We start from the raw sequence: 21730 nt of genomic DNA on the forward strand, positions 1-21730 counted from the left end.
CTCTATTACTCTCGGTAACCATCAGCGAGTGGGATCCGCAGGACAAACCGGGCACCGTGGGTCGAATCCTCGATCGTGAGCGTCCCGTCGTGGCTCGTGGCGATCTCCCGGGCGATCGGCAGACCCAGTCCCGTACCGCCCGCGTCGCGGTTGCGGGAGGCGTCCAACCGGGTGAAACGCCGGAAAACCACCTCGCGCTGATCGGGCGCGATGCCGTCCCCGTCGTCCATCACCTCCAGGACGGCCTGCCCGCCTTCTGCCTGAACCGTGATCGTTATCGACTCGTCGGCATGCCGCTCGGCGTTGTCGACGAGATTCGTCAGCAGGCGGGCCAGCCGTACCCGGTCGCCCAGGACCGTCGCGCCCGGCTCCAGCGAGGTCGCCACCTGCTTCGACCTGGGCCGCCCCGACTCGGCCGCCACCAGCTCGCCCAGGTCCACCCGCTCCGTACGGCCCGGCGCCCCCGCCTCCAGCCTGGCCAGCGTGAGCAGGTCGCCGACGATGGCCTGCAGCCGGTCCAGGCTGGCCAGCACCTCCCTGGCCGTCTGCGGCCAGTCGGTCTCGTCCGGGTAGAGCAGCGCCTGCTCGACCTGGGCGCGCATGGCGGTGATCGGGCTGCGCAGGTCGTGGGAGGCGTCGGAGGCGAACCTGCGCTGCTGCTCCACCGCCGCCTCCAGCCGGTCGAGGGTGTCGTTGACGGTCCTGGCCAGGTCGTCCAGCTCGTCGCGGCGCGGCGAGCGCGGCACCCGGCGCCCCAGGTCGGTCGCGGTGATCTCGGCCAGCTCGGTCTTGATGTCCTTGACCGGCCGCAGGGCGTTGCCGACCGCCGCCCACGCCACCACCGAGCTGGGCACGGTGAGCACGAGCGCGCCGGCCAGCAGGCCGAGCGCGTAGAGCGGGCTGATGTACCACGGGATGTCGGGGCCGAAGGCGTAGGACATCCAGTAGTTGCCGTCCACGCTGACGCGGAAGCCCACGGTGGTCAGGCAGGGGTTGCCGGGCAACAGCCTGGTGCAGGTGGTGGCCGACACCCGGCCGTCGTCCTCGGTGGGCTTCAGGTTGGTCAGCGGCGGCAGGCCGAGGAGCCGCTCGCTGGCCTGCCGTACCTTCGACTCGTTGTCGACGACCTGCAGGGCGTCGATCTCCTCGGTGGACGTGACGGACTTGAGGTCGCCGACGGGCGCGAAGCGCTCGACGTTGAAGGCGACGCGGCGGGCCGCCTTGGCCACGCGCTCGGTGACGTAGTCGCTGATCACCACGTGGACCAGCGGCGTGACGAGAACGGCCACGACGAGGTTGAGGACGAGCGCGTTGCCCGCCGCGATCGCTGTCATCCGGCTTCTCACCGACCATCGGGTGAACACCTGGGTCACGGCTCCCTGAGCGGCAGTGAGAGCACGAACCGGGCGCCGCGCGCGGAGTCGCCGATGGTGAGCGTGCCATGGTGGCTGGTGGCGATCTCCCGGGCGATCGGCAGGCCGAGTCCGGTGCCTCCGGCGTCGCGGTTGCGGGAGGCGTCCAGCCGGGTGAAGCGCCGGAAGACGATGTCGCGCTGGTCGTGCGAGATGCCCGCGCCGTCGTCCAGGATCTCCAGTACGGCCCGGCGGTCCTGCTCGCGCACGGTGATGGTGATGGTGTGGTCGGCGTGCCGCTCGGCGTTGTCGATGAGGTTGGTCAGCAGGCGGGCGAGCCGCAGCCGGTCGCCGGTGACCACCACGCCCGGGTCGAGGGAGGTGACGACCTTCTTGACCCTCGGCCGGATGGTCTCGGAAATGACGAGGTCGGCCAGGTCCACCGGCTCCTTGGCCCCGGAGGCGCCGGCGTCGAGCTTGGCCAGCGTCAGCAGGTCGGTGACGATGGCCTGCAGCCGGTCCAGGCTGCCGACGATCGCCTCGGCGGTGCGCGGCCAGTCGGCGCTGTCGGGGTAGAGCAGCGCCTCCTCGACCTGGGCGCGCATGGCGGTGATCGGGCTGCGCAGGTCGTGGGAGGCGTCGGAGGCAAACCTGCGCTGCTGCTCGACGGCGGTCTGCAGCCGGTCCAGCGTCTCGTTGGCGGTGAGGGCGAGGGCGCGGATCTCGTCGTGCGTGATCGGCACCGGTACCCGCTGGCCGAGGTCGGTGGCGGTGATGTCGGACAGCTTGGAGCGGATGGCGTCCACCGGGGCCAGCGTGTTGGCCACGACCTTCCACGTGCCGAACGCCACCAGCACGGTCAGCGCGATCGAGATGCCGATGAGGAAGGCGAGCACGCTCAGGTGCACGTACCAGGGCACGACGGGGCCGACCGTGTAGACGTACCAGTCGCCGTCCGGCTCGTACACCCGGAAGGTCGACACCACCATGCACTGGCCGGGGTAGGCGTACAGGTCGCACTCCACGCTGATGTTGGCGGAGTTGTCCGCCGTGGGCGTGGTATCGGAGACGCGCGGCCTGCCCTTGAGGTTGGGCGAGGAGGCGACCACCTTCCCGTCGCTGTTGAGCACCTGCAGGGCGCCGCCGGGCTCGGGCGCCATGGTGGACGGCAGCGTGCCGCGCTTGATCAGGTGGACCACGCGCAGCGCGGCCCCGACGACCTCGTTGGCCCGGTACTCCTCGGCCGTCTCCCTGATGGCGACCAGCACGAACGTGTTGACCACGAGGCACAGCAAAGCGATGGTGAAGCTCGCGAAGAGCGTCAACCTTCCCCGTACCGAACCCCGAAAGCGCGCTATCACGTCCTCCCCCGTGATCAGGTGATCACACTAGGTGCCCTCATCTCTAATCAACGGAGATTCATCGATAAATCCGGACAAAACGACGCCAGAGCAATGCTCTATGAATGCGACTTCGGGCTAGTTAGAGTAAGTGAGCACTGATGCCAAGGAGACGATGTGAACCTTGATGAGTATCGGCGCGAGGCCCGTGCCTGGCTGGCGGAGAACGCCCGGGAGGACGATCCGAAGGCCTTCATGGCCAGGCTCCACGACGCCGGATACTCCGGCATCACCTGGCCGGAGCAGTGGGGCGGCCAGGGCCTGACCCAGGCGGAGGAACGCGCCTTCGCCGCCGAGGCCCGCCACCACAACCTGCCCACCTACGTCTTCTCGATCGGCTTGGGCATGTGCGGCCCGACCATCCTCGACCGGGGCAGCGACGAGCAGCGCGCCCGCTTCCTGCGCCCGCTGCTGCGCGGCGAGCACGTATGGTGCCAGCTCTTCTCCGAGCCCGGCGCCGGCAGCGACGTGGCCAGCCTCCAGACCAAGGCCGAGCGCGACGGCGACGGCTGGGTCGTCAACGGCCAGAAGGTCTGGACCTCGGTGGCCCAGCACGCCGACTGGGGCCTGCTGCTGGCCAGGACCGACGTGGACGTGCCCAAGCACAAGGGCCTGACCATGTTCGCCGTCGACATGCACCACCCCGGCGTCACCGTCAAGCCGCTCAAGGACATGACCGGCCACGCCAGGTTCAACGAGATCTTCTTCGACGACGTGACGATCCCGGACGCCGACCGCATCGGCGAGGTCAACGACGGCTGGGGCGTCGCCGTCACCACCCTCCTGCACGAGCGTCTGTCGATCTCCGCCGGCGTCGGCATGAGCGGCCAGCGCGACAACCCCGTCGCCTTCGAGGCCCTGCGCGACAAGCTCGACACCGGCGACCCCTACGTCCGTGACCAGCTCGTCGAGCTGCACATCCGCTCCCGCGCGCTGTCGCTGTTCAACCAGCGACTGTCGCAGGAGACCAGGGCCGGCGTCTTCCCCGGCGCCCGCGGCAGCGCCGCCAAACTGCTGCTGGCCGAGCTGACCATGTTCCAGGCCGACCTCGCCACCTCCCTCGCCGGGCCCGACGCGGTCACCGACGACGGCCTGTCCCAGGCGATCGCGCTGGCGCCCGCCCTCGCCCTCGGCGGCGGCACCAACGAGATCATGCGCAACATCGTTGGCGACCGGGTGCTCGGGCTGCCGCCGGAGCCGCGCGTGGACAAGACCGTGCCGTTCAAGGACCTGAAGGTGGGGACCCAGTCGTGAAGCTCGTGCTCAGCCAGGAGCAGCAGGACCTGCGCGCCGCCGTACGGTCCTTCCTCGCCGCCGCCTCCCCGCTCGCCCAGGTGCGCCGCGACATGGAGTCGACCGACGGGTACTCCCGCGAGGTCTACGCGCGCCTTTCCGGCGAGCTCGGGCTCACCGGCCTCATCGTCCCCGAGGAGTACGGCGGAGCCGGCGCCGGCCACGCCGAGCTCGCGGTCGTCCTGGAGGAGACCGGCGCCGCCCTGCTGCCCGGTCCCTTCCTGGCCACCACGTTCGCCGCCATCGCGCTGACCAGGGCGGGAGACAAGGAACTGCTGCCCGGCATCGCCGACGGCAGCCTCGTCGCCACCTACGCGGCCGACCCCGGCCACGTGCCCAACGGCATGGAGGCCGGCCTCATCCTGCTGGACGTCGGGGGCGAGCTGCGGGCCGTACCGGCTGAGGAGGCGACCAGGCAGCCTTTGGAGACGCTCGACCTCACGCGGCGCCAGGCGCGGGTCACCGCGCCGCCCGGCAGGCTCGTCACCGACGACCCCGAGACGCTGGCCACCATCCGCGACCTGCAGGCCGTCGCCCTCGCCGCTGAGCAGCTCGGCGTGATCAGGGCCGCGCTCGAAGCCATCGTCGCCTACGCCAAGGTCCGGGTCGCCTTCGGCCGCTACATCGGTTCCTACCAGGGCGTGAAGCACAAGCTGGCCGACATGCACGGCAAGCTCGAACAGGCCGAGTCGATCGTCCGCTACGCCGCCTGGGCCGGCGACGAGTCGCCCGCCGACCTGCCCGAGGCCGCCGCGCTCGCCCAGGCCTACGTCGGCCGGGCCTGCTTCGAGGTGGCCCGCGACCATCTGCTGCTGCACGGCGGCATCGGCTTCACCTGGGAGCACGACGCCCACCTGTACTACAAGCGCGCCAAGGCCGACGAGGTCCTGCTCGGCCCGCCCCGCCGCCACCGCACCCGTCTCGCCGAGCTGCTGGAGCTGTGATGGACCTCAGCCAGACCCCGGGCTTCTACGCCTTCGCGGCGGCCGACCCCGGCCGTACCGCCGTGATCGACGTGGACGGCGCCACCACCAGTTACGGCGACCTGCTCACCCGCGTCAACCAGGTCTCCCACGGCCTGCGCGCCCGCGGCCTGGGCAACGGGGACGTGGTCGCCGGCATCCTGCGCAACGGCGTCGACGCGGTCGTCATGCTCATGGCCACCGGCCAGATCGGGCTCTACTACGTGCCGATCAACTGGCACCTGACCGAGCCCGAGGTCGACTACATCATCCAGGACTGCGACGCCAAGGTCGTGGTGACCGGCCCCGCGGACGTGGCGAGCCTGGCCGAGGGCCGCCCCGGCACCGCCCCGGAGGACCGCACCTCGGGCGCCGTCATGTGGTACACCTCCGGTACCACCGGCTTCCCCAAAGGCGTGCAGCGCCCGCTGCCCGGCGCGGAGCCGGAGGCGATCGTCCCGCTGTACGTCTGGTTCCTGGGCGAGGTGTGCGACCTGCGGCCGGGCGACGGGGTGCACCTGGTGACCTCGCCCATGTACCACTCCGCGCCGTGCGCCCACAGCCAGTTCGCCCTCCACCTCGGCCACACCGTCGTCATCGCCCCGCGCTTCGAGCCGGAGCCGATCCTGGCCCTCGTCGAGCAGTACCGGGTCACCAACGCGATGATGGTGCCGACCATGTTCCACCGGATGCTCCAGCTCCCGGCCGAGGTCAGGAAGCGCTACGACCTCAGCTCGCTGGGCCAGGTCATCCACACCGCCGCCGCCTGCCCGGTCGCCGTCAAGCAGGGCATACTCGACTGGTGGGGGCCGGTCCTCTACGAGTACTACGGCTCGACCGAGTCCACGATCGCCTTCTCCGTCAAGCCGCACGACTGGCTGGCCCGCCCCGGCACGGTCGGCCGCCCCGCCCCCACGTTCGAGGCCAAGATCCTCGACGAGGAGGGCGAGGAGCTCCCGCCGGGCGAGCCCGGCATGATCTACGTCAAGTCGAGCCTCGGCTCGTTCGAGTACCGCAAGGACCCGGCCAAGACCGCCGCCAGCATGCGCGGCGAGTGGTACGCCCCCGGCGACATCGGCTACGTCGACGAGGACGGCTTCCTGTTCCTGTGCGACCGCCGCACCGACCTCATCGTCTCCGGCGGCGTCAACATCTACCCCGCCGAGATCGAGGCGGCGATCCTGGAGCACCCGGCCGTGGCCGACGTCGTGGTCATCGGCGTGCCGGACGAGGAATGGGGACACAACGTCGTCGCCCTCGTCCAGCCGCACGCCCCCATCACCGCCGACGCCCTCCTGACCCACCTGGAGCCGCGCCTGGCCCGCTTCAAGCACCCGAAGGTGATCGAGTTCCGCGAGCGGCTGCCGCGCACGCCGACCGGCAAGCTGTCCAGGAGCAAGGTCAGGGAGGAGTACCTGGCCGCCCGCTGATCAGCTCGCCGCCGCCGGGCTGAAGCTCCGCTCGGCGTGCCGTACCGCCGTCACGGCGCCGAAGGCGAGCAGCCGGACCAGGCTCTCGTCGGTGTGCGGCCACGCCGCCACGTCCCCCTCGGTGATCCGGTACGGCGCCAGCGCCGCCAGCAGGGCCAGCCGCGTGGGCGCCACCTCGGCGGCGGGCAGCCCGGACAGGGCGCCGGCCGGCCAGGAGCCGCCCATGGGCGGGTGGCCGCCGTCCCAGCGGGCCACGGCCTCGGCCACGCGCTCCGGGTACGTCAGGAGGGCGCCTCCCTGCCCGGCGACCTCGGTCAGCGCGGCGTAGGCCGTACCGGCGGGGGAGCCGTGCGCCCAGGCGGGCGCTGCGGTGCGCGGCGCGTCCAGGAGCCGCAGGCTTTCGCCCGGCGGCAGCGGCCGCCGCGCGGGCCCGGCCAGAGTACGGCCGGCCGCCCGGCGCACCAGCCGGGTCTTCTGCAGTCCTCCCGGCAGCACGTCGGGCGTGTGCAGGGCGGTGACCATGCGGTTGATGAAGTGGAAGGCCAGCGCCGTCCCCAGCAGCTCCGGCGCGTCCGGGGCGTCGCGGGTCTCGCCCATCGCCCAGGCGTACAGGGCCGCCTGGCGCGGATCGGCCGGTCTGCCGCCCGCCAGCAGGGTCTCGGCCAGCGCGTGGTCGCCGGTCGCGTGCAGGAACAGGGTGTGCGCGCCCACGCAGTACGGGCACCGGTTGGCCGTCGACACGCCCAGCGCGACGACCTCCCGCTCCGTCCTGGACAGCGGCCCCGCCATCAGCGACTCCCTGAGCGTCGACCAGGTGGCGGCCAGCAGGGCGGGCACGGACGACAGGGCCATCAGGGCGGGCATGCGGGCCAGTCCCACGTCGGCGGCCTGCCGGCGGTAGACCTCGGCGACCAGGCCCGTGGCGGCTTTCGGCTCGACCGGGCTGATGTGCAGGAATCCCATGCTCACTCCGCCTCGATCAGGTGGCTCGGACGCAGCACGCCCTCCGGGTCCCAGGCCTTCTTCAGCTCGCGCAGGCGGGCGTAGCCGGCCGGGGTGAAGGCGTCGGCGGTCCTGGAGGTGTCGGTCAGGAAGTTGAGGAACGCGCCGCCGGTCGCGTGCGGGACCTCGATCGGCTCACCGGCCATCACCGAGAACGGCACGTCGCGATGCCCCGCCGGGCCGCCCGGCGCCGCCATGGCGCCGCCCCACCTGCGGATCTCGATGCCGCCCACCGGCGACTCCATGAGCGCGGCGATCAGGTCGTCGGGCAGGTCACGGACGTACTCGAAGCCGTTGCCCAGCGGCATCGGCCCGTGGGCGGGGGCCAGCACCCCCACGGCCTGCTCGTAGGGCAGATCGGCGTACTCGCCGCTCAGCGGCTCGCCGGCCGCCGACAGCAGCGGGGCCAGCACCGACTCCGGCTCGCCTACCGCCACGACGCGCACGCCCAGCATCCGCGTGCCGTCGGGCATCCTGATGACGAAGACGGCGGCGTTGACCGTGTCCGGCTGCTCCCAGTCGCGGAAGGCGGCCAGCGTCTCGCCGGCGCGCTCGAAGGCGTGCATGGTCATGCCGGCCACCATCCGCGCCACCGGGAACAGGCGGAACTCCAGCCGGGTGACGACGCCGAAGTTGCCGCTGCCGCCGCGCAGCGCCCAGAACAAGTCGGGGTGGTGTTCCTCGTCGGCCTCCAGGATCCGGCCGTCGGCGGTGACGACCTCGGCGCCGACCACGTTGTCGGCGGCGAGGCCGTACAGGCGTGACAGCCAGCCCGCGCCGCCGCCGAGCGTGTAGCCGGTGACGCCGACCGACGGCACGCCCGCCAGCGGGGCCAGGCCGTGGGCGGCCGCCGCCGACAGCACGTCCTCCCACACCGCGCCCGGCTCCACGACCGCCACGCGGCGCACCGGGTCGATCTCCACGCCGGCCATCCGGGTGGTCTTCAGCAGCAGGCCGCCGTCGGCCGGCACCAGCGTGCCGTGGCCGGTCGCCTGCACGGTCAGGGGAAGGCCGCGTTCGCGGGCGGCCAGCAGCGCGGCCCGCACGTCCTCGGCGCCCAGCGCCTCGGCGACGACCGCGGGCCGCTGGTCGACCGCCTGGTTCCAGGTCCATCGGCCGCCGTCGTAGCCGGGGTCGCCGGGCAGGTGGATCGGGCCGGAGAAGGTGTCGATTCGCATGCCATCGACGATCGCCGCCGGATCGCCGCAGGTCGTCGTACCAGCGAACGCACTTGCCTACTCTCCGGGGAGTAGCACCCCCGGGCGACGCGCTGGGGCGACATATGGCGTAGTTTGCCGCCATGAGCAGGCCCGATCTCCTGATGGCGCCCGTCGTGGCGGCCGTAATGGTGGCCAACGCCGCCCTCACCGGCAAAGCAGGCCCGATCGGCTACGCGCTGCTGCTGGCCGCCGCGGCCGCCATGCACTTCCACCGGCGCGCGCCCATACCGGTGCTGGCCACGACCACCGGGCTCGCGCTCGTCTACTTCCTGACCGTCGAACCCGAGATCGCGGCGAGCGTGCCCGCCCTCATCGCCCTGACCAGCGTGGTCAGGATCCAGGCCCGGCCGTACGCGCTCGCCTCGGCGCTGACGCTCATCCTCGGCATGATCGCGGCGAACCTGCTGGCCGGTCAGCCTCCGGTGCTCGCGATCAAGGGCGGATTCCTCGTCATGGGCTGGTACGTGGCGGCCATGGCGATGGGCGTGGCGCTCCTGCAGGCCGACGAGCGGGCCGCCGAGGCCGAGCGCACCCGGGAGGAGGCCCTGCTGCGCCGGGCCGAGCAGGAGCGGCTCTACATCGCCAGGGAACTGCACGACACCCTCACCCATGCGATCTCGGTCATCAAGGTGCAGGCGGGCGTGGCCGTACACCTGGCGAAGAAGCGCGGTGAGGAGGTGCCCGCGTCGCTGCTGACGATCCAGGAGGCCAGCGGCGACGCGATGCGCGAGCTGCGCGCGACGCTGGAGGCGCTGCGCGACGAGACGGTGGCGCTGGCGCGGCTGCCCGGACTGGTCGAGCGGACCAGGGCGGGCGGCCAGGACGTGCGGCTGACCGTCGGCGGCTCGCCCCGCCCGCTGCCCGAGGAGGTCGAGCAGGCCGCCTACCGGATCGTGCAGGAGGCGCTGACCAACGTCACCAAGCACGCGGGCGGCGCGGCCGCCGCCGACGTGGTCGTCAACTACGGCAGCGCCGAGCTGGTCCTGCAGGTGGACGACGACGGGCACGGCCCGTCGGCGGGCACGCCGGGGGTCGGGCTGACCGGCATGCGCGAGCGGGTCGCCGCGCTCGGCGGCACGCTGGCGGCGGGGCCGCGGCCCGAAGGCGGGTTCAGCGTGCGGGCGGAGCTGCCCGCATGATCCGCGTCCTGCTCGCCGACGACCAGAAGCTCATCAGGGCGGGCTTTCGCGCGCTGCTGGACGCCGAGGAGAACGTCGACGTCGTCGGCGAGGCGGCCAACGGGCAGGAGGCGATCGAGCTCGCGCGGGAACTCCTGCCCGACGTGGTCCTGCTCGACATCCAGATGCCGGTCATGGACGGCATCGAGGCCACCGCCGCCATCGCCGCCGACCCGAAGCTGGCCGCCGTCCACGTGGTGATCCTCACCAACTTCGGCCTCGACGAGTACGTCTTCTCCGCGCTGCGCGCGGGCGCGGCCGGGTTCCTGCTGAAGGACACCGACCCCGGCGACCTCGTGCACGCGGTCGGCGTGGTCATGCGCGGCGACGCGCTGCTGTCGCCCGGCATCACCCGCAGGCTGATCAGCGAGTTCGTGACCCGGCCGCCGCTGACGCTGCCGCCGGGGGAGGCCAACCTGCTGACCGCGCGCGAGCGCGAGGCCGTCGCGCTGGTGGCGCGCGGGCTGACCAACGCCGAGATCGCCCAGAGCATGGTGGTCAGCCCGTTCACCGCCAAGACCCACGTGAGCAGGGCCATGACGAAGCTGGGCGCGCGCGACCGCGCCCAGCTCGTGGTGTTCGCCTACGAGTCCGGCCTGGTCAGAGCGAAGGGCTGAAGACCAGCTCGGGGGAGTGGCCGCGGCCCTCGCCCAGGTAGAAGCGGACCGTCATCGTGCGTTCGGCGGTGTCGAGGAACGAGTTGTACAGCGTCCGCATCGACGGGTCCCCGGTCTGCGCCACCTCCAGCAGGCTCGCGCGCAGGTCCGCCGGGCCCATGACCGCGTCCTGGCTGCGCTCATGCAGGGTACGCAGGCGGGCGTAGGAGGCGAAGGACCCCGGAGTGTCCTCCGGCAGCGCCTTGGGGTCGGGGTGGCGGTGCAGCAGATGGTTGGTCACGCACAGCGCGCCGTCACCGGCCTCGGTCACATGGCCGGGCGCCTCCCACACGAACGCCTGCCCCCGCGCGTCGGCGATCAGGTAGTGCAGCGGCATCCCGAAGTCGTACACGGTGACCTCCCGCAGCGCCGCCCTGGCCTCCTCGGCCGTCTCACAGGTGTCCAGCAGGAAGCGGGGCAACTGCACCGAGTTCACGCCGGCCTGCGGGGAGAAGTCCGTGGGCGGTTCGGCGCTCTCGAAGTCGGCGATCAGCAGCACCACGGCGAGACCGGCCTCGTTGACGCCGTCCATGCAGCCGTCGAACTCCGTCATCGTCAGCACCGTGGTCGCCAGGCCGTCGGCGGGCCGGGTGGTGATCACGTGCGGGCGCGAGGCCATCGGCAGCTCGTCCGGCACCGGAGGGGTGCCCATGAGCTCGCTCGTGGTCATGGTGAAGAAGTCATAGTTGCGGCCGATCCTGCCGTGCCCGTCGGTGGCCGCCGAGGGCGGCACCCACAGCGCCGAGCAGGCCTGCGGCAGCGCGGTCAGTCCGTCGAGCGTGACCTCGTCCTGGCCGGGGTCGAGGCCGAGCGCGGCGGCGGCGCCGTTCATGCGGGCCAGATGCTGCGGCCAGTGGCGGGCGAACCACTCCCTGCGCGCCCGGTTGACCTCGGGATCGGCGGGGGCGGGTTGCCAGCCGATCCGGCGCGCCTCCTGCGCGAGTTGCCCGCCGATCTCCTCCTGGGAGCCGGAGACGGTGATGTGGCGGACGAGCTGGAAGTCGTCCCTGCTGCCTGCGACCTGCGTGATATCCATGTCCCCGACGATGCCGCCGGCCTCTGACCGCCGGCTTACCGGTCGCTGACCGCCCTGCCGTACCGGTCGGCCAGCGCCTTCACCGCGGCGGCGAGCTCCGGCGGGTCCAGCACCTCGAAGTCCACGTCGAGGAAGCCGATCCAGGCGGCGATGCCGGCGAGGTTGTCGCCGCCCACCCGCATCAGGCAACGGTCCTCGCCGTCCGGCTCGATCTCCAGGCCGAGCCCCAGCTTCCGCATCCGCTCGGCCGGCGCGTGCAGCAGCACCGTTCCGGTGTGCTCCCACATCGCGGTGCTGATCCCCTTCTCCACGTACGCCGCCACGTCGCCGGGCAGCTCCCGCGGCACGAACCTCGGCCCGGTGGCGGGCACCTTGAGCGTGATCCGGTCCACCCGGAACGTGCGCCAGTCGGCCCGCTCGACGTCCCACGCCATCAGATACCAGCGCCCCCTGCGATGCACCAGCCGGTACGGCTCGGCGTCCCGCCTGCTGACCGCCCCGCCGTGCCCCACGTAGTCGAAGCGCAGGCGCTCGTGGTCGCGGGCGGCGTTGGCGATCGTGGTCAGCACCTCGGGCGGCACCGACGGCGCCTCGCCGGGGATGTGCACCGTGTGGGTGTTGAGCGCGCTGACCCGGCGGCGCAACCGCGAGGGCAGCACCTGCTCCAGCTTGGCGAGCGCGCGTACCGAGGTCTCCTCGATCCCGGCCACGCCGCCGCCGGCCGCCCGCCCCAGACCGACCGCGACCGCCACGGCCTCCTCGTCGTCGAGCAGCAGCGGCGGCAGCGCCGCCCCGGCGCCGAGCCGGTAGCCGCCGGCCACGCCCGGGGTGGCGTGGACCGGGTAGCCGAGTGTGCGCAGGCGTTCGACGTCGTTCCTGACCGTCCGGGTGGAGACCTGGAGCCGGTCGGCCAGCTCGGGTCCCGACCATTCCTTGTGGGCCTGGAGCAGGGACAGGAGCTTGAGCAGGCGGGCCGAGGTTTCCAGCATGTGGCCCAGTGTGCCCGCTAACGAGGAACGTTCGCTTCCGCATTGACCACGATCTTGCCGAGGAAGTGGCCGTGTTCGCTGAGCCGGTGGGCGTCGGCGGCCTGTTCGAGGGGGAACTCGGCGGCGATGGGGAGGCGGGTGGCGGCGATTTCTCCCGAAATATCGCGAAGTTTGATGGGGCTGGATGACCCGCTGGAGAAGCGAACCCCGTGGCTGCCCGCACCGGGATCGGCGATGCTGACCACCTTGTCCGGATCGCCGGTGAGCCGGACCGACAGCGCCACCACATCCCTGCCCGAGGCGTCCAGCACCAGGTCCACCGGCTCCCCGATCCGCTCCTCCAGCCCGTCGCCGTAGGTCACCGGGTGCACGCCCAGGCCCTTCAGGTAGGGGTGGTGGGGTTCGCTGGCCGTACCGACCACCCGAAGCCCCGCCCGGATGGCCAGTTGGGCGGCGGCCAGCCCGACACCGCCCGCGACGGCGTGGATGAGCAACGTCCGCCCCTCCTCAAGCCCGAGCAGCGCCAGCGCCCGCGCCGCCGTCTCCACCGCCACCGGCAAGGCCGCCGCCTCGACATGGGTGTGCCCGTCAGGCTTGGCAACCAGATCATCCGGTACGGCCAGCACATAGTCGGCCAGCGCCCCGGAATGCCGCCCCACCACCCCCTGCCCGACCCGCAACCATCCCGCGTCCGGACCCGCGTCCGGGCCGTCCACGCCGGGTCCGATCGCGTCGATGACGCCCGAGAACTCCAGCCCCGTGCCCGTGGGGCCGTCCAGCGGGATGCCGAAGGCGCCGCCGCGGATCTTCCAGTCCACGGCGTTGACCCCGGCCGCCCTGACCGCCACCCGCACCTGACCGGGGCCGGGCACGGGGATCGGCACCTCGTCCACCCGCAGCACCTCGGCGCCGCCGTGCTCGGAGTAGCGCACCGCCCGCCCGTGGGTCACCAGCACCGCCTTGCCGACCACGTCGCGCGCCTCCAGCGCCGCGTGGGCCCGATGCGCCTGGTCCAGCGGCACCGCCAGCCCGATCGTGGGCGTGATCCCGGCGGTCAGCGTCCGCTCCGCCAGCCGGTGCAGCGCCTCCGGCGTGAACTGCACCTGCTCGATCCCCACCAGTCGCACCCCGCGCCGCTCCGCCTCGTCGGGACCGACGGCCGCGAACTCGCCACTGAGCACCCCGTACCCGAAGAACACCCCACCCGGGACGGTCAGCGCGAAGGCGTCGGCCCCCACCCGCCCGCCCACCCCGTCGAAGACGACGTCGAACTCCAGGTCACCGGAGGCCAGGGCCGGGTAGTCCACCACGGACGAGGCGCCCAGCGAGAGGGCACGGGCCCGCTTGGCCGGGCCCCGGGCGGCGCCGACCACGCGGGCGCCCGCCCTGGCCGCCAGTTCCACGAGCACCAGCCCGAGCGCCCCGCCCGCCCCGGTCACCAGCACCCGCGCACCCGGCTTGAGCTCGGCGGCGTCGAGAAGGCTGAGCGCCGCCGGTCCCACCTGGAGCAGGGCGGCGGCCGAGATCAGCGAGACGTGATCGGGCACCTCCACGAGCGCGGACAGAGGCGCGGCGACCTGTTCGGCGTACCCGCCGCCGGGCAGAAGCGCGGCGACCCGCCGCCCTTCCCAGGAGCCGGCCTCCGGCGCCGGCCGGACCACCCCTGCCACGGCCGTCCCGGGCACGTAGGGCGGCTGGGTGCCGAACCACTCCCGCCCCCAGCCGGTGCGCAACTGCACCTCGATCGACAGCACGTCGGCCGCGCGCACCTCGATCACGACCTCTCCCGGCCCGGCGGTCACCGGGGAGGACTGACGAACCCGCAGGACTTCCGGACCACCGAACCGGGTCACTTCGACAATGTTCATGCCGGGCAGTCTGGTACCTCAACCAAAGTAGAGGTCAAGCGGGCGCCGTGACGGCGGGGACCACGTCCGGCGTGAGAAGCGATCCCCCCGATCGGCGCCCGCCCGGGTCGGCGGGTGGCGTGGGGGTGGCGGGAGCCGTAACGGAAGGACGGCCCGCCAGAAGCGTCAGAAGAGTTTGCCGGCCTGCTGGACCAGGGTGAGGATCGTGAGGGAGCCGAAGAAGGCGACGGACCAGAACAGGGCCGCCAGCCGGTACGAGCGGACCTTGATCGCGTCGGGCAGCGACCGCCGGTTGAGGATGATCAGCAGGATCGAGTACACGAACATCATCACCGCCGCGAAACTCGCCGAGAACACCAGCAGGATCAGCGGCTGGTCGAAGCCCAGCAGCAGGATCGCGATCCCCAGCACGGTCATCGTCCACACCGTGAGGAAGTAGACGCGGTTGACCGTGATGCCGCGGTTGCGGAGGTAGACGGTCTTGATGACGTCCGAGGCCAGGCGCGAGGTGTAGTCCACGATGCCCATCGCCGAGGCGAACAGCGACAACGCGCCGATCACCCAGAACAGCACGCCGAACCACGGCCCCACCACGCTCTGCAGCGTCTCGCCCTCGACCTTGAGGAAGGTGATGCTGTTGGCCAGCCCCTCCTTCCCGAACACCGTCGAGTACGCCAGCATCGACATCAGCGCGATCGTCAGGAACGAGACCACCGCGAAGGTGGACCCCTGCTCGATGTTGGCGAAACGCCACCACTGCCGCCAGCGGGCCAGGTTCTCCTTGGTCGGGGCGAACTGGAACCCCGTGGACGCCGCCGCCTCCTCGTGCCCGGTGACCGGGCTGACCAGGCGCGGCACGTACGCGCCCATGCCGAAGCCCTTGTCGCGGATCCAGTTGCTCTGGCACAGGTTCTGCCCGCCGCCCGCCCCGGCGTAGGCGATGGCGCCCATGAGCACCGCGAACTCCAGCGGCGGCACCGGGAAGCTCGCCCCGACGGTCAGGCCCTTGCCCAGTTCCACCCAGGCGTCGGCGTTGATCGCGAACAGGATCGCGACCACCGCGAGCGTCAGCACGAGGGCGATCTTCACGAAGATCACCCGCTCCAGGACGGTGTAGATGACCGGGGCGAGCGTCAGCCCCAGCGCGATGACCAGCAGCATGCCGATCGCGATGTAGCGGACGCTCGGCTGGCCGCCGCCGGTCAGGTACGTGACCATCGTGGCCGAGGTCGTCACCCAGCCCGGCCACAGGTTCGAGCAGAGCGTCATCAGCACGAAGACCAGGCCCCAGTGCTTCCACATACGGCTGAACCCGGTCAGCGCGGTCTCGCCGGTGGCCAGCGTGTACCGCTCGATCTCCATGTTGAGGAACCACTGCGTGACGATGCCGATCAGCGCGCCCCAGATGAAGACCACGCCGACCTGGGAGGCGATGTAGGGCCAGAGGATGAACTCGCCGGAGGCCAGTCCCACACCCGCGCCCACCAGGCCGGGCCCGATGACGCGCCAGGTGGTGCGCGGTGGTTCTGGCAGGTCCCTCACGGTTACCGGGGGGAGAACGCGGTGCGGGACGGTGGGGGTGAATTCCGTCATGCACCGACGTTAACCAGGCTGTTCGCCCTCTGACAGCTTTAGTACATATTCTCCACGGTCCGTGAAATCCACGACCCGCGCGCCCCCGCCCATCAGCCCGCCCAGGACCTCGCGCAGCGCCATCCGCCACGCCATGCCCGCCGCGGGCTTCTCCCGCCGCAGCGTCTCGATGTCGCGCGGCGTCGCCACCAGCACGACCGGCCCGTCGGCCCGCCCCACGACGGGCATCCCGTCCCGCTCCGCCACCCCCGCCGTGGCGTTCCCGATCGGGTACGGCACCGCCGTCTCGTCCAGCCGCCACACCGCCAGCAGCCGGTCGGACCGGTCGCCCTCGTTGATGGCGTCGGCCATGATCCCGTAGAAGTCCTCCAGGTACTCCTCCGGCCGCGCGCCCAGCTTCACCAGATTGAAGCGGGCGTTACGCCGTACCAGCGGGTCGAACGTCCAGCTGATCTTCGTGATCCCCCTGGCCAGCGCCCAGTCGCGCTGGTGCCGTTTGAGCGGCAGCCCGATGCCCTGACCGGGCAGCGCGCCGGTCACGTGGGAGTGCAGGGTGCCGCCGGCGGCCAGGATCCCCACCGATCCGCCGACCAGTTCCCCGTCACGGTAGGCCCCGGCCACGTAGCCGCCCGTGTGCGAGAACACCTTCATCAGCTCCACGGTCACCGGCGGGTTGCCCGGTTCGGGCTGCCAGATGTCGTCGAACAGGCGGTGCAGTTCGACGAACTCCCGCCGGTCGTGGAGCTCGCGGATCTCGAGGTCGCTCACGTCTCCCTCACTCACCCGCCAGGACCGCCGACACCAGAGCCCGCAGGAGCTCCGTGCGGCGCGGCATCTCGGCGACGATCACGTGTTCGTGGTCGGCGTGCGCGCCGCCGCCCACGCCGCCCAGCCCGTCGAGGGTGCGGCAGCCGACCCCGGCGGTGAAGTTGCCGTCGGAGGCGCCGCCCACGTGCGCGCTGGTCAGGGGCTCCGGGCTGAGCCGCTGGGCCAGCGCGAACAGCTCCGCCGACATGGCCTCCTCCAGCGGCGGCCGGTTCGGTCCGCCGCTGACCTCGATCCGGGTGCCGGGGGTCGTGGGGGACAGGGCGCGCATGAGCTCGTCCACGCGGGTCTGCGCGGCCACCGACGACACCCGCACGTCCACGCCGACCCGGGCGTGCGCGGGCACGGTGTTGACGGTCGAGCCGCCGGACAGCACGGTCGGCGTGACCGTGGTGGCCGTGGCCCTGGGCAGCTCGCCGCCGTCGACGAGCTGGGCCAGTTCGTCGACGGCGAGGATCTGGCGGGCCAGCTCGACGCCCGCGTTGGCGCCGTTCCACGGTTCGAGTCCGGCGTGGGCGGCCTTGCCGTACACCTCGACCCGATAGTCGGAGGTGCCCTTGCGCGCGGTCTTCAGCGCGCCGCCGTCGGCGCTGGCCTCCAGCACGAACGCGGCGGCCAGCCCGCGCGCGGTCTCCTCGATCAGCCCGCTGGACGTCGTCGAGCCGACCTCCTCGTCGCCGGTGATCAGCACGGTGACCCCGTCGAGGCTCGGCAGCCCCGCCAGCGCGTGGAAGGTCTGCACCAGCCCGGCCTTCATGTCGAACACACCCGGCCCGCGCGCCACGCCGTCCACCACCGACCACGGGTGGGTGCGCAGCGTGCCCATCGGCCAGACGGTGTCGTGGTGGCCGAGCAGGAGCACGCGGGGCTCGCCGAACGTCCAGCGCAGGTGGGTGACGCCGTCCACGACGATGAACTCGGGTTCGGCGCCGAGATGCCGCGCGCCCATCGCGCCCACGACCTTGGCGCTGCGCGCGACCGCCTCCAGGTCGCTGGAGAACGACTCACACGTGACCAGCTCTTCGAGTTCCGCGATCATACGAGCAACTCCCCCAGGAAACGGTGGACATTCCCACCGATGATCTTCACAACGTCGCTTTCCGGCACCCCGCGCCGCAACAGCCCCTCGGTGACCATCGGCAGCCCCGCCGGTCCCTCCAGCCCGGGGATCGCCTGCAGCGGGTCCACGCCGCGCAGGTTGACGTCCTCGCAGCAGGGCGGCGTGAGCTCCTTCAGCACCTCGTACACGAAGTCCGGGCCCAGCCCCACGTGGTCGATCCCGGCCACGGCGGCGATGTGCTCGATGTGGTCGAGCAGGTTGTCGAGCTGAGCCTTCGAGCCGTCCTCCAGCAGGAACGGGGCGAAGAAGTTCACGCACACGACGCCGCCGCCCGCCGCCACGGCGCGCAGCTGGTCGTCGGTGAGGTTGCGGTGGTGGTCGCGCAGCGCGCGGGCGCTCGAATGCGTCGCCAGGACCGGCCTGGTCGACAACTCCAGCACGTGCGCCACTCCCGAGGCGCCCAGGTGTGAGATGTCGAACACCATCCCCAGCCGCTCCATCTCCCGCAGCGCCGCCACGCCATGGGAGGTCAGGCCGCTGCCGGTGGCGTCCTCGCCGCTGCCGTCGGCCAGCGGGGTGCGCCCCCAGTGCGCGATCGAGGCGACCCGCACGCCCAGCCGGTGAACGGTGGAGATCAGCTCCACGCTGGCGTCGAGGCCCGGCATGCTCTCCAGCGCCAGGACGAGCGCGATCTTCCCGTCCGCGAGCGCCGCGTCGATCTCCGCTCCGGTACGGCACAGCGCCACGGCCCCGGCGTTGCCCTCGGCGATCACGTGGGCACACTCGATCATGCGCAACGTCTGCCGGAGCGCGCCCTCCGGGCGGTACTGGTCGTCGATGAACACCGGCAGCACCTGCAGGTTCACCCCGCCGGCCTGAAGCTGGGGCAGCCAGCGCTCGCGGAAGAACGAAGCCCAGATCTCCGCCGGTCGCGCCGAGACCGCCATCAGCAGGTCGTTGTGCGTGTCGGCCACGACCGCACGCTGGTGGAGGGGTGTTGTCATGTCACCGACGTTATCGCGCCAGACGGCCGCGACCGCTCGTACCGCAGGCCAAATCCACCCGCGAAGGATGGGCCGGAGCTACGAATCCTGTACCCCTTTCACCCGGCGGTGAATTTGGAGCGGTGCGCCTGATGGGCTCGGAATACCGCCTGCGGGGGTGCGGGTTCGCCTACCCAGGTCTGAAGAGGCTCAGTCATCGCTTCGACGAAGCATGTGCCCGGGAGCGGTCAGGACGTCTTCCCCCAAAAGGTTGCGACAGGCAACCAGCGCGGCGTCCCGCCAGCGAACGAACTCGATATGCGCGGTTTCGCCCCCCGGGGTGAGCGCTCGCTGGACCTGCCAGAATCTTGCCACTCCCATGTGCGCGAACGCACCTTGGAGCAACGCGTTCGCAGGGCGCGGATCCTCACGCCATGCCGCGTAGAAGAGTCTGTCCACGTCTGGGCGCACCAGATCGAAGAGAATCATCACCGCGGCCAGTTTGGCGTGTTGTACCTCATGCGCCAGTGACAGCGCGGCGGATCTGACATCCGGCGGCTTTGACATGGCCACGCTGCCGAGTGCCGACGGGCTTGTCGCGCTACGTGTACCGCTTTCGGATCGGTCGGCGGCACGATCACGCGGGTCAACGCCGTGTACGAGTCGGACGCTTCCCTGTGATGCCGGTCCAGCAACCTCGCCGCATCCGTGATGACCTTGAGCCAGCCCGCCGCCTCGGTTGACGTCAGGCGCTGTAGAGCCAGGGCTCGGTCCGGGAAACGCCAGGCGTCGAGGTCGTCCAACACCGGCTGCTCACCTCGAACACCCTGCCAGCAGGAGTTGTCCCACGCCAGCTTTCGCGGCATGGGGAATCTTTCGCCGCAGATCTCCAGGGAGGCCGTCCGTCCGTCGTGAAGGATCACGACCTCGCCCTCGGCCAGTCCGGGCAGGGCAAGCCGCCCCAGCCCCGGCAGCGCGGCTCCTCCCGATTCCGCGGGGAAGGCGACGCGCTCCCCAACCCCGGTGAGCACCACCATACCGGCGGACAGAGCCGCCAGCCGCTGTGGCCGCGCATGCTCGGCACCTTGCTCGAGTGCAGTCAGGGTGGCGCTGGCCCACGTGCCGACCAGCGGATAGCGCGGCACGTGCTCAACAGCGGAGGGCGAACTCCGATGATGCCGGCGAAGCATGCGGAGTCCTTCGGCAGCGGTACGCGCGTGGTCGTGATCCAGACGCAAGCTTCGAGAGACTACCTCGCGCAGCAAGAGGACGTTCTTGCTCCGCTCGACCGCGGCCAGTACGGCCAGGGTGGCCGGATCACTTTCTCCGCTCGCCAGGCGCTTCAGAGTTCCTGCCGACAGCCGGAACCTTGTGGTCATGCCCGCATCAACGCCAGGCCAGTAGTCACCTTGCCGCTGATGTGTGTGATCAGCCGGTACAGATCAGGACAGTAGACGCTGCGGTTCACGAAACCGGAACCCGAGCGGTAGCGATGCGCAGGATGGCCGCCCCCGCACACCCTGTAGAGGGGGCAGGCCACACACTGCGAGGCAGGGGCGGGAGGGCCCATCGCCGCGGCCGCGTCGTCGAAGCTGGCAGTGCCGACATGCAGGCCGGTCGCCGCGGCGCCGTCATAGGCCACCTTCAGCGCGTCCGTCCGCTCGATCGTGCCGTCGGTCTCCACGACCACCACGGGGCTGGGAAGAGGTCCTACGCCCTCGGTGCCGGCCTGCCCGCCGAGAAGCAGATCGATGATGGCGTCGAACAGGCGTACAGCGGTGGGGCGGTGTGCTGCGTCGAACCATTGGTCGAAAACCGGTATCAGCCAGTCCGCGTAGGGTGTGGCCTGCCCATGCTCTGTCCGGCCTGGCGGGGGTGTGTCCCACGTGCCGTGGGGCAGGAGGAAATCGATGATCGGCGGGCGGTACGAAACCAGTTCGTCAAAAACGGCGATCGGATCGTTGCGCAGGTCGATCGTGCACAGGAGGCCACCGAATCGCCCGGGACGGGCCGCCAGGGTGCGCACCGCGTGCGCGACCCTCCGATAGGTGCCGAGGCCGGCGTGACTGCGCCGGTTCAGGTTATGTTGCTCCGCTCCACCGTCCAGGCTGACCCCGACGTTCACACCGGTCTCGTCGAACAGGTCGAGATACGCCTCGTCCAGCAGCATCGCGTTGGTTTGAATACTGAGCCGGACGCGCGAATCAGCACTCCTGATGACAGAGAGAAGATCACGCAGGTGGCCGATTCCGCACAGCAGCGGTTCACCACCGTGGAGTGTCACGTCCACGCTGCTGAGCCCATGGATCGTCGCGTGTTCCACGATCCTGGTCATCACCTGCCGCGCTACCGCCACCGACATCATCCGCGGGCGGGAACGCCAGCTTTGGTCGGCGGCCTGATACACATAGCAGTAGTCACACGCGAGATCACAACGCGCGTGAATCTTGAGAACAAAAGTGCGGAAGCTTCTGGGCGGCGCCGAGGACACTGATTGCACCGTTCTTCCGATGGACGCGAACCGCTTGGCGATAATACTTGTGCTGCATGGCTCACGGAGGTGTACACACGATGTTCGAAGGTGAGGAGGCGCTTGAGTCCGATCTCATCGACCTATCCGGTGTGGAGCTCGATCAGGCCGCCAGCCTGCCCGATTCTGCCCTAGCACAGGCGCTTCGCCGTGTATTTGCCCGTTCGTCGGATTCTGTCCAGGGCTATTACCTGGGTCACGATTCCAGCCTGCCTGGAGATTGAAGCAGCGTTAGTATCGCGGGTGTGGTGAGCCCCCCGGCCCGCGGTGGAGATGATGACAGCAGCCTCCGTTATCGCATTCCTCTCGTCCAGGCCCGGAGCAGGTCGAACAACGGTCGTCTGCAACGTCGC

General features: G+C 71.2%; 19 protein-coding genes. 6 read left to right on the top strand and 13 right to left on the bottom strand.

The window, feature by feature from the left end; genetic code table 11:
* Nucleotides 1-5: 5 nt before the first annotated feature.
* Both ACIBI5_RS02105 and ACIBI5_RS02110 read right to left on the bottom strand, forming a co-directional pair.
* Nucleotides 6-1334, bottom strand: a complete 1329-nt coding sequence (locus tag ACIBI5_RS02105; protein ID WP_397242247.1) for a sensor histidine kinase — start codon at nucleotides 1332-1334, stop codon at nucleotides 6-8.
* Between the two features lie 35 nt (nucleotides 1335-1369).
* The gene (locus tag ACIBI5_RS02110; protein ID WP_397242249.1) at nucleotides 1370-2677 is read right to left on the bottom strand and encodes a sensor histidine kinase; all 1308 of its coding nucleotides are present in this window, start codon (nucleotides 2675-2677) and stop codon (nucleotides 1370-1372) included.
* A gap of 192 nt (nucleotides 2678-2869) precedes the next feature.
* Here ACIBI5_RS02110 and ACIBI5_RS02115 point away from each other — a divergent pair, with 192 nt between their 5' ends.
* Genes ACIBI5_RS02115 through ACIBI5_RS02125 form a run of 3 tightly spaced genes read left to right on the top strand, consistent with a single transcriptional unit; the run spans nucleotide 2870 to nucleotide 6437 of the window.
* Complete coding sequence (locus tag ACIBI5_RS02115) at nucleotides 2870-4006, top strand: acyl-CoA dehydrogenase family protein (RefSeq protein ID WP_397242251.1); 1137 nt, start codon at nucleotides 2870-2872, stop codon at nucleotides 4004-4006.
* On the top strand, nucleotides 4003-4989 hold the full coding sequence (locus tag ACIBI5_RS02120) for an acyl-CoA dehydrogenase family protein (RefSeq protein WP_397242253.1): 987 nt from the start codon (nucleotides 4003-4005) through the stop codon (nucleotides 4987-4989). The genes ACIBI5_RS02115 and ACIBI5_RS02120 overlap by 4 nt, the downstream gene beginning before the upstream one ends.
* Nucleotides 4989-6437 carry an AMP-binding protein gene (locus ACIBI5_RS02125; protein ID WP_397242255.1) on the top strand — a complete coding sequence of 483 codons (1449 nt, stop codon included), beginning with the start codon at nucleotides 4989-4991 and terminating at the stop codon, nucleotides 6435-6437. The genes ACIBI5_RS02120 and ACIBI5_RS02125 overlap by 1 nt, the downstream gene beginning before the upstream one ends.
* On the opposite strand, the gene ACIBI5_RS02130 is transcribed toward ACIBI5_RS02125, so the two are convergent.
* Together ACIBI5_RS02130 and ACIBI5_RS02135 are read right to left on the bottom strand one after the other, a co-directional pair.
* Nucleotides 6438-7400, bottom strand: a complete 963-nt coding sequence (locus ACIBI5_RS02130; RefSeq protein ID WP_397242257.1) for a carboxymuconolactone decarboxylase family protein — start codon at nucleotides 7398-7400, stop codon at nucleotides 6438-6440.
* Between the two features lie 2 nt (nucleotides 7401-7402).
* Nucleotides 7403-8617: an FAD-binding oxidoreductase gene (locus ACIBI5_RS02135; protein ID WP_397242259.1), complete on the bottom strand. Its 1215-nt coding sequence runs from the start codon at nucleotides 8615-8617 to the stop codon at nucleotides 7403-7405.
* 122 nt (nucleotides 8618-8739) lie between these two features.
* Between ACIBI5_RS02135 and ACIBI5_RS02140 the strand changes: the two genes are divergently transcribed.
* Nucleotides 8740-9798, top strand: a complete 1059-nt coding sequence (locus tag ACIBI5_RS02140) for a sensor histidine kinase (RefSeq protein ID WP_397242261.1) — start codon at nucleotides 8740-8742, stop codon at nucleotides 9796-9798.
* A complete protein-coding gene (locus ACIBI5_RS02145; protein WP_397242263.1) occupies nucleotides 9795-10454 on the top strand; it encodes a response regulator in 660 nt (219 codons plus the stop codon). Before ACIBI5_RS02140 ends, ACIBI5_RS02145 begins: the two co-directional genes overlap by 4 nt.
* Here ACIBI5_RS02145 and ACIBI5_RS02150 read toward each other — a convergent pair.
* From ACIBI5_RS02150 to ACIBI5_RS02190, 9 genes are all read right to left on the bottom strand, one after another.
* Complete coding sequence (locus tag ACIBI5_RS02150) at nucleotides 10438-11529, bottom strand: C45 family autoproteolytic acyltransferase/hydolase (protein ID WP_397242265.1); 1092 nt, start codon at nucleotides 11527-11529, stop codon at nucleotides 10438-10440. The two genes, ACIBI5_RS02145 and ACIBI5_RS02150, sit on opposite strands and share 17 nt — an antisense overlap.
* Before the next feature lie 35 nt (nucleotides 11530-11564).
* Complete coding sequence (locus ACIBI5_RS02155; protein ID WP_397242267.1) at nucleotides 11565-12518, bottom strand: helix-turn-helix transcriptional regulator; 954 nt, start codon at nucleotides 12516-12518, stop codon at nucleotides 11565-11567.
* Nucleotides 12519-12535: 17 nt separating this feature from the next.
* On the bottom strand, nucleotides 12536-14386 hold the full coding sequence (locus ACIBI5_RS02160) for a zinc-binding dehydrogenase (protein ID WP_397242269.1): 1851 nt from the start codon (nucleotides 14384-14386) through the stop codon (nucleotides 12536-12538).
* Between the two features lie 165 nt (nucleotides 14387-14551).
* Complete coding sequence (locus ACIBI5_RS02165) at nucleotides 14552-15979, bottom strand: Nramp family divalent metal transporter (protein ID WP_397242271.1); 1428 nt, start codon at nucleotides 15977-15979, stop codon at nucleotides 14552-14554.
* Nucleotides 15980-15988: 9 nt separating this feature from the next.
* A complete protein-coding gene (locus tag ACIBI5_RS02170) occupies nucleotides 15989-16747 on the bottom strand; it encodes a GNAT family N-acetyltransferase (RefSeq protein WP_397242273.1) in 759 nt (252 codons plus the stop codon).
* Nucleotides 16748-16754: 7 nt separating this feature from the next.
* Complete coding sequence (locus ACIBI5_RS02175; RefSeq protein WP_397242275.1) at nucleotides 16755-17843, bottom strand: M20/M25/M40 family metallo-hydrolase; 1089 nt, start codon at nucleotides 17841-17843, stop codon at nucleotides 16755-16757.
* Nucleotides 17840-18868, bottom strand: coding sequence for a dipeptidase (locus ACIBI5_RS02180; RefSeq protein ID WP_397242277.1), 1029 nt, complete (start codon nucleotides 18866-18868; stop codon nucleotides 17840-17842). Before ACIBI5_RS02180 ends, ACIBI5_RS02175 begins: the two co-directional genes overlap by 4 nt.
* 189 nt (nucleotides 18869-19057) lie before the next feature.
* The gene (locus tag ACIBI5_RS02185) at nucleotides 19058-19633 is read right to left on the bottom strand and encodes an aKG-HExxH-type peptide beta-hydroxylase (RefSeq protein WP_397243767.1); all 576 of its coding nucleotides are present in this window, start codon (nucleotides 19631-19633) and stop codon (nucleotides 19058-19060) included.
* Nucleotides 19634-20222: 589 nt separating this feature from the next.
* A complete protein-coding gene (locus ACIBI5_RS02190) occupies nucleotides 20223-21338 on the bottom strand; it encodes an FxsB family cyclophane-forming radical SAM/SPASM peptide maturase (protein ID WP_397242279.1) in 1116 nt (371 codons plus the stop codon).
* An 80-nt stretch (nucleotides 21339-21418) separates the two neighbouring features.
* On the opposite strand from ACIBI5_RS02190, the gene ACIBI5_RS02195 reads away from it, so the two are divergent.
* Nucleotides 21419-21601, top strand: a complete 183-nt coding sequence (locus ACIBI5_RS02195) for a hypothetical protein (RefSeq protein WP_397242281.1) — start codon at nucleotides 21419-21421, stop codon at nucleotides 21599-21601.
* Nucleotides 21602-21730 lie beyond the last annotated feature (129 nt).

This window comes from Nonomuraea sp. NPDC050540, assembly GCF_044457485.1.
Classification (GTDB): domain Bacteria; phylum Actinomycetota; class Actinomycetes; order Streptosporangiales; family Streptosporangiaceae; genus Nonomuraea.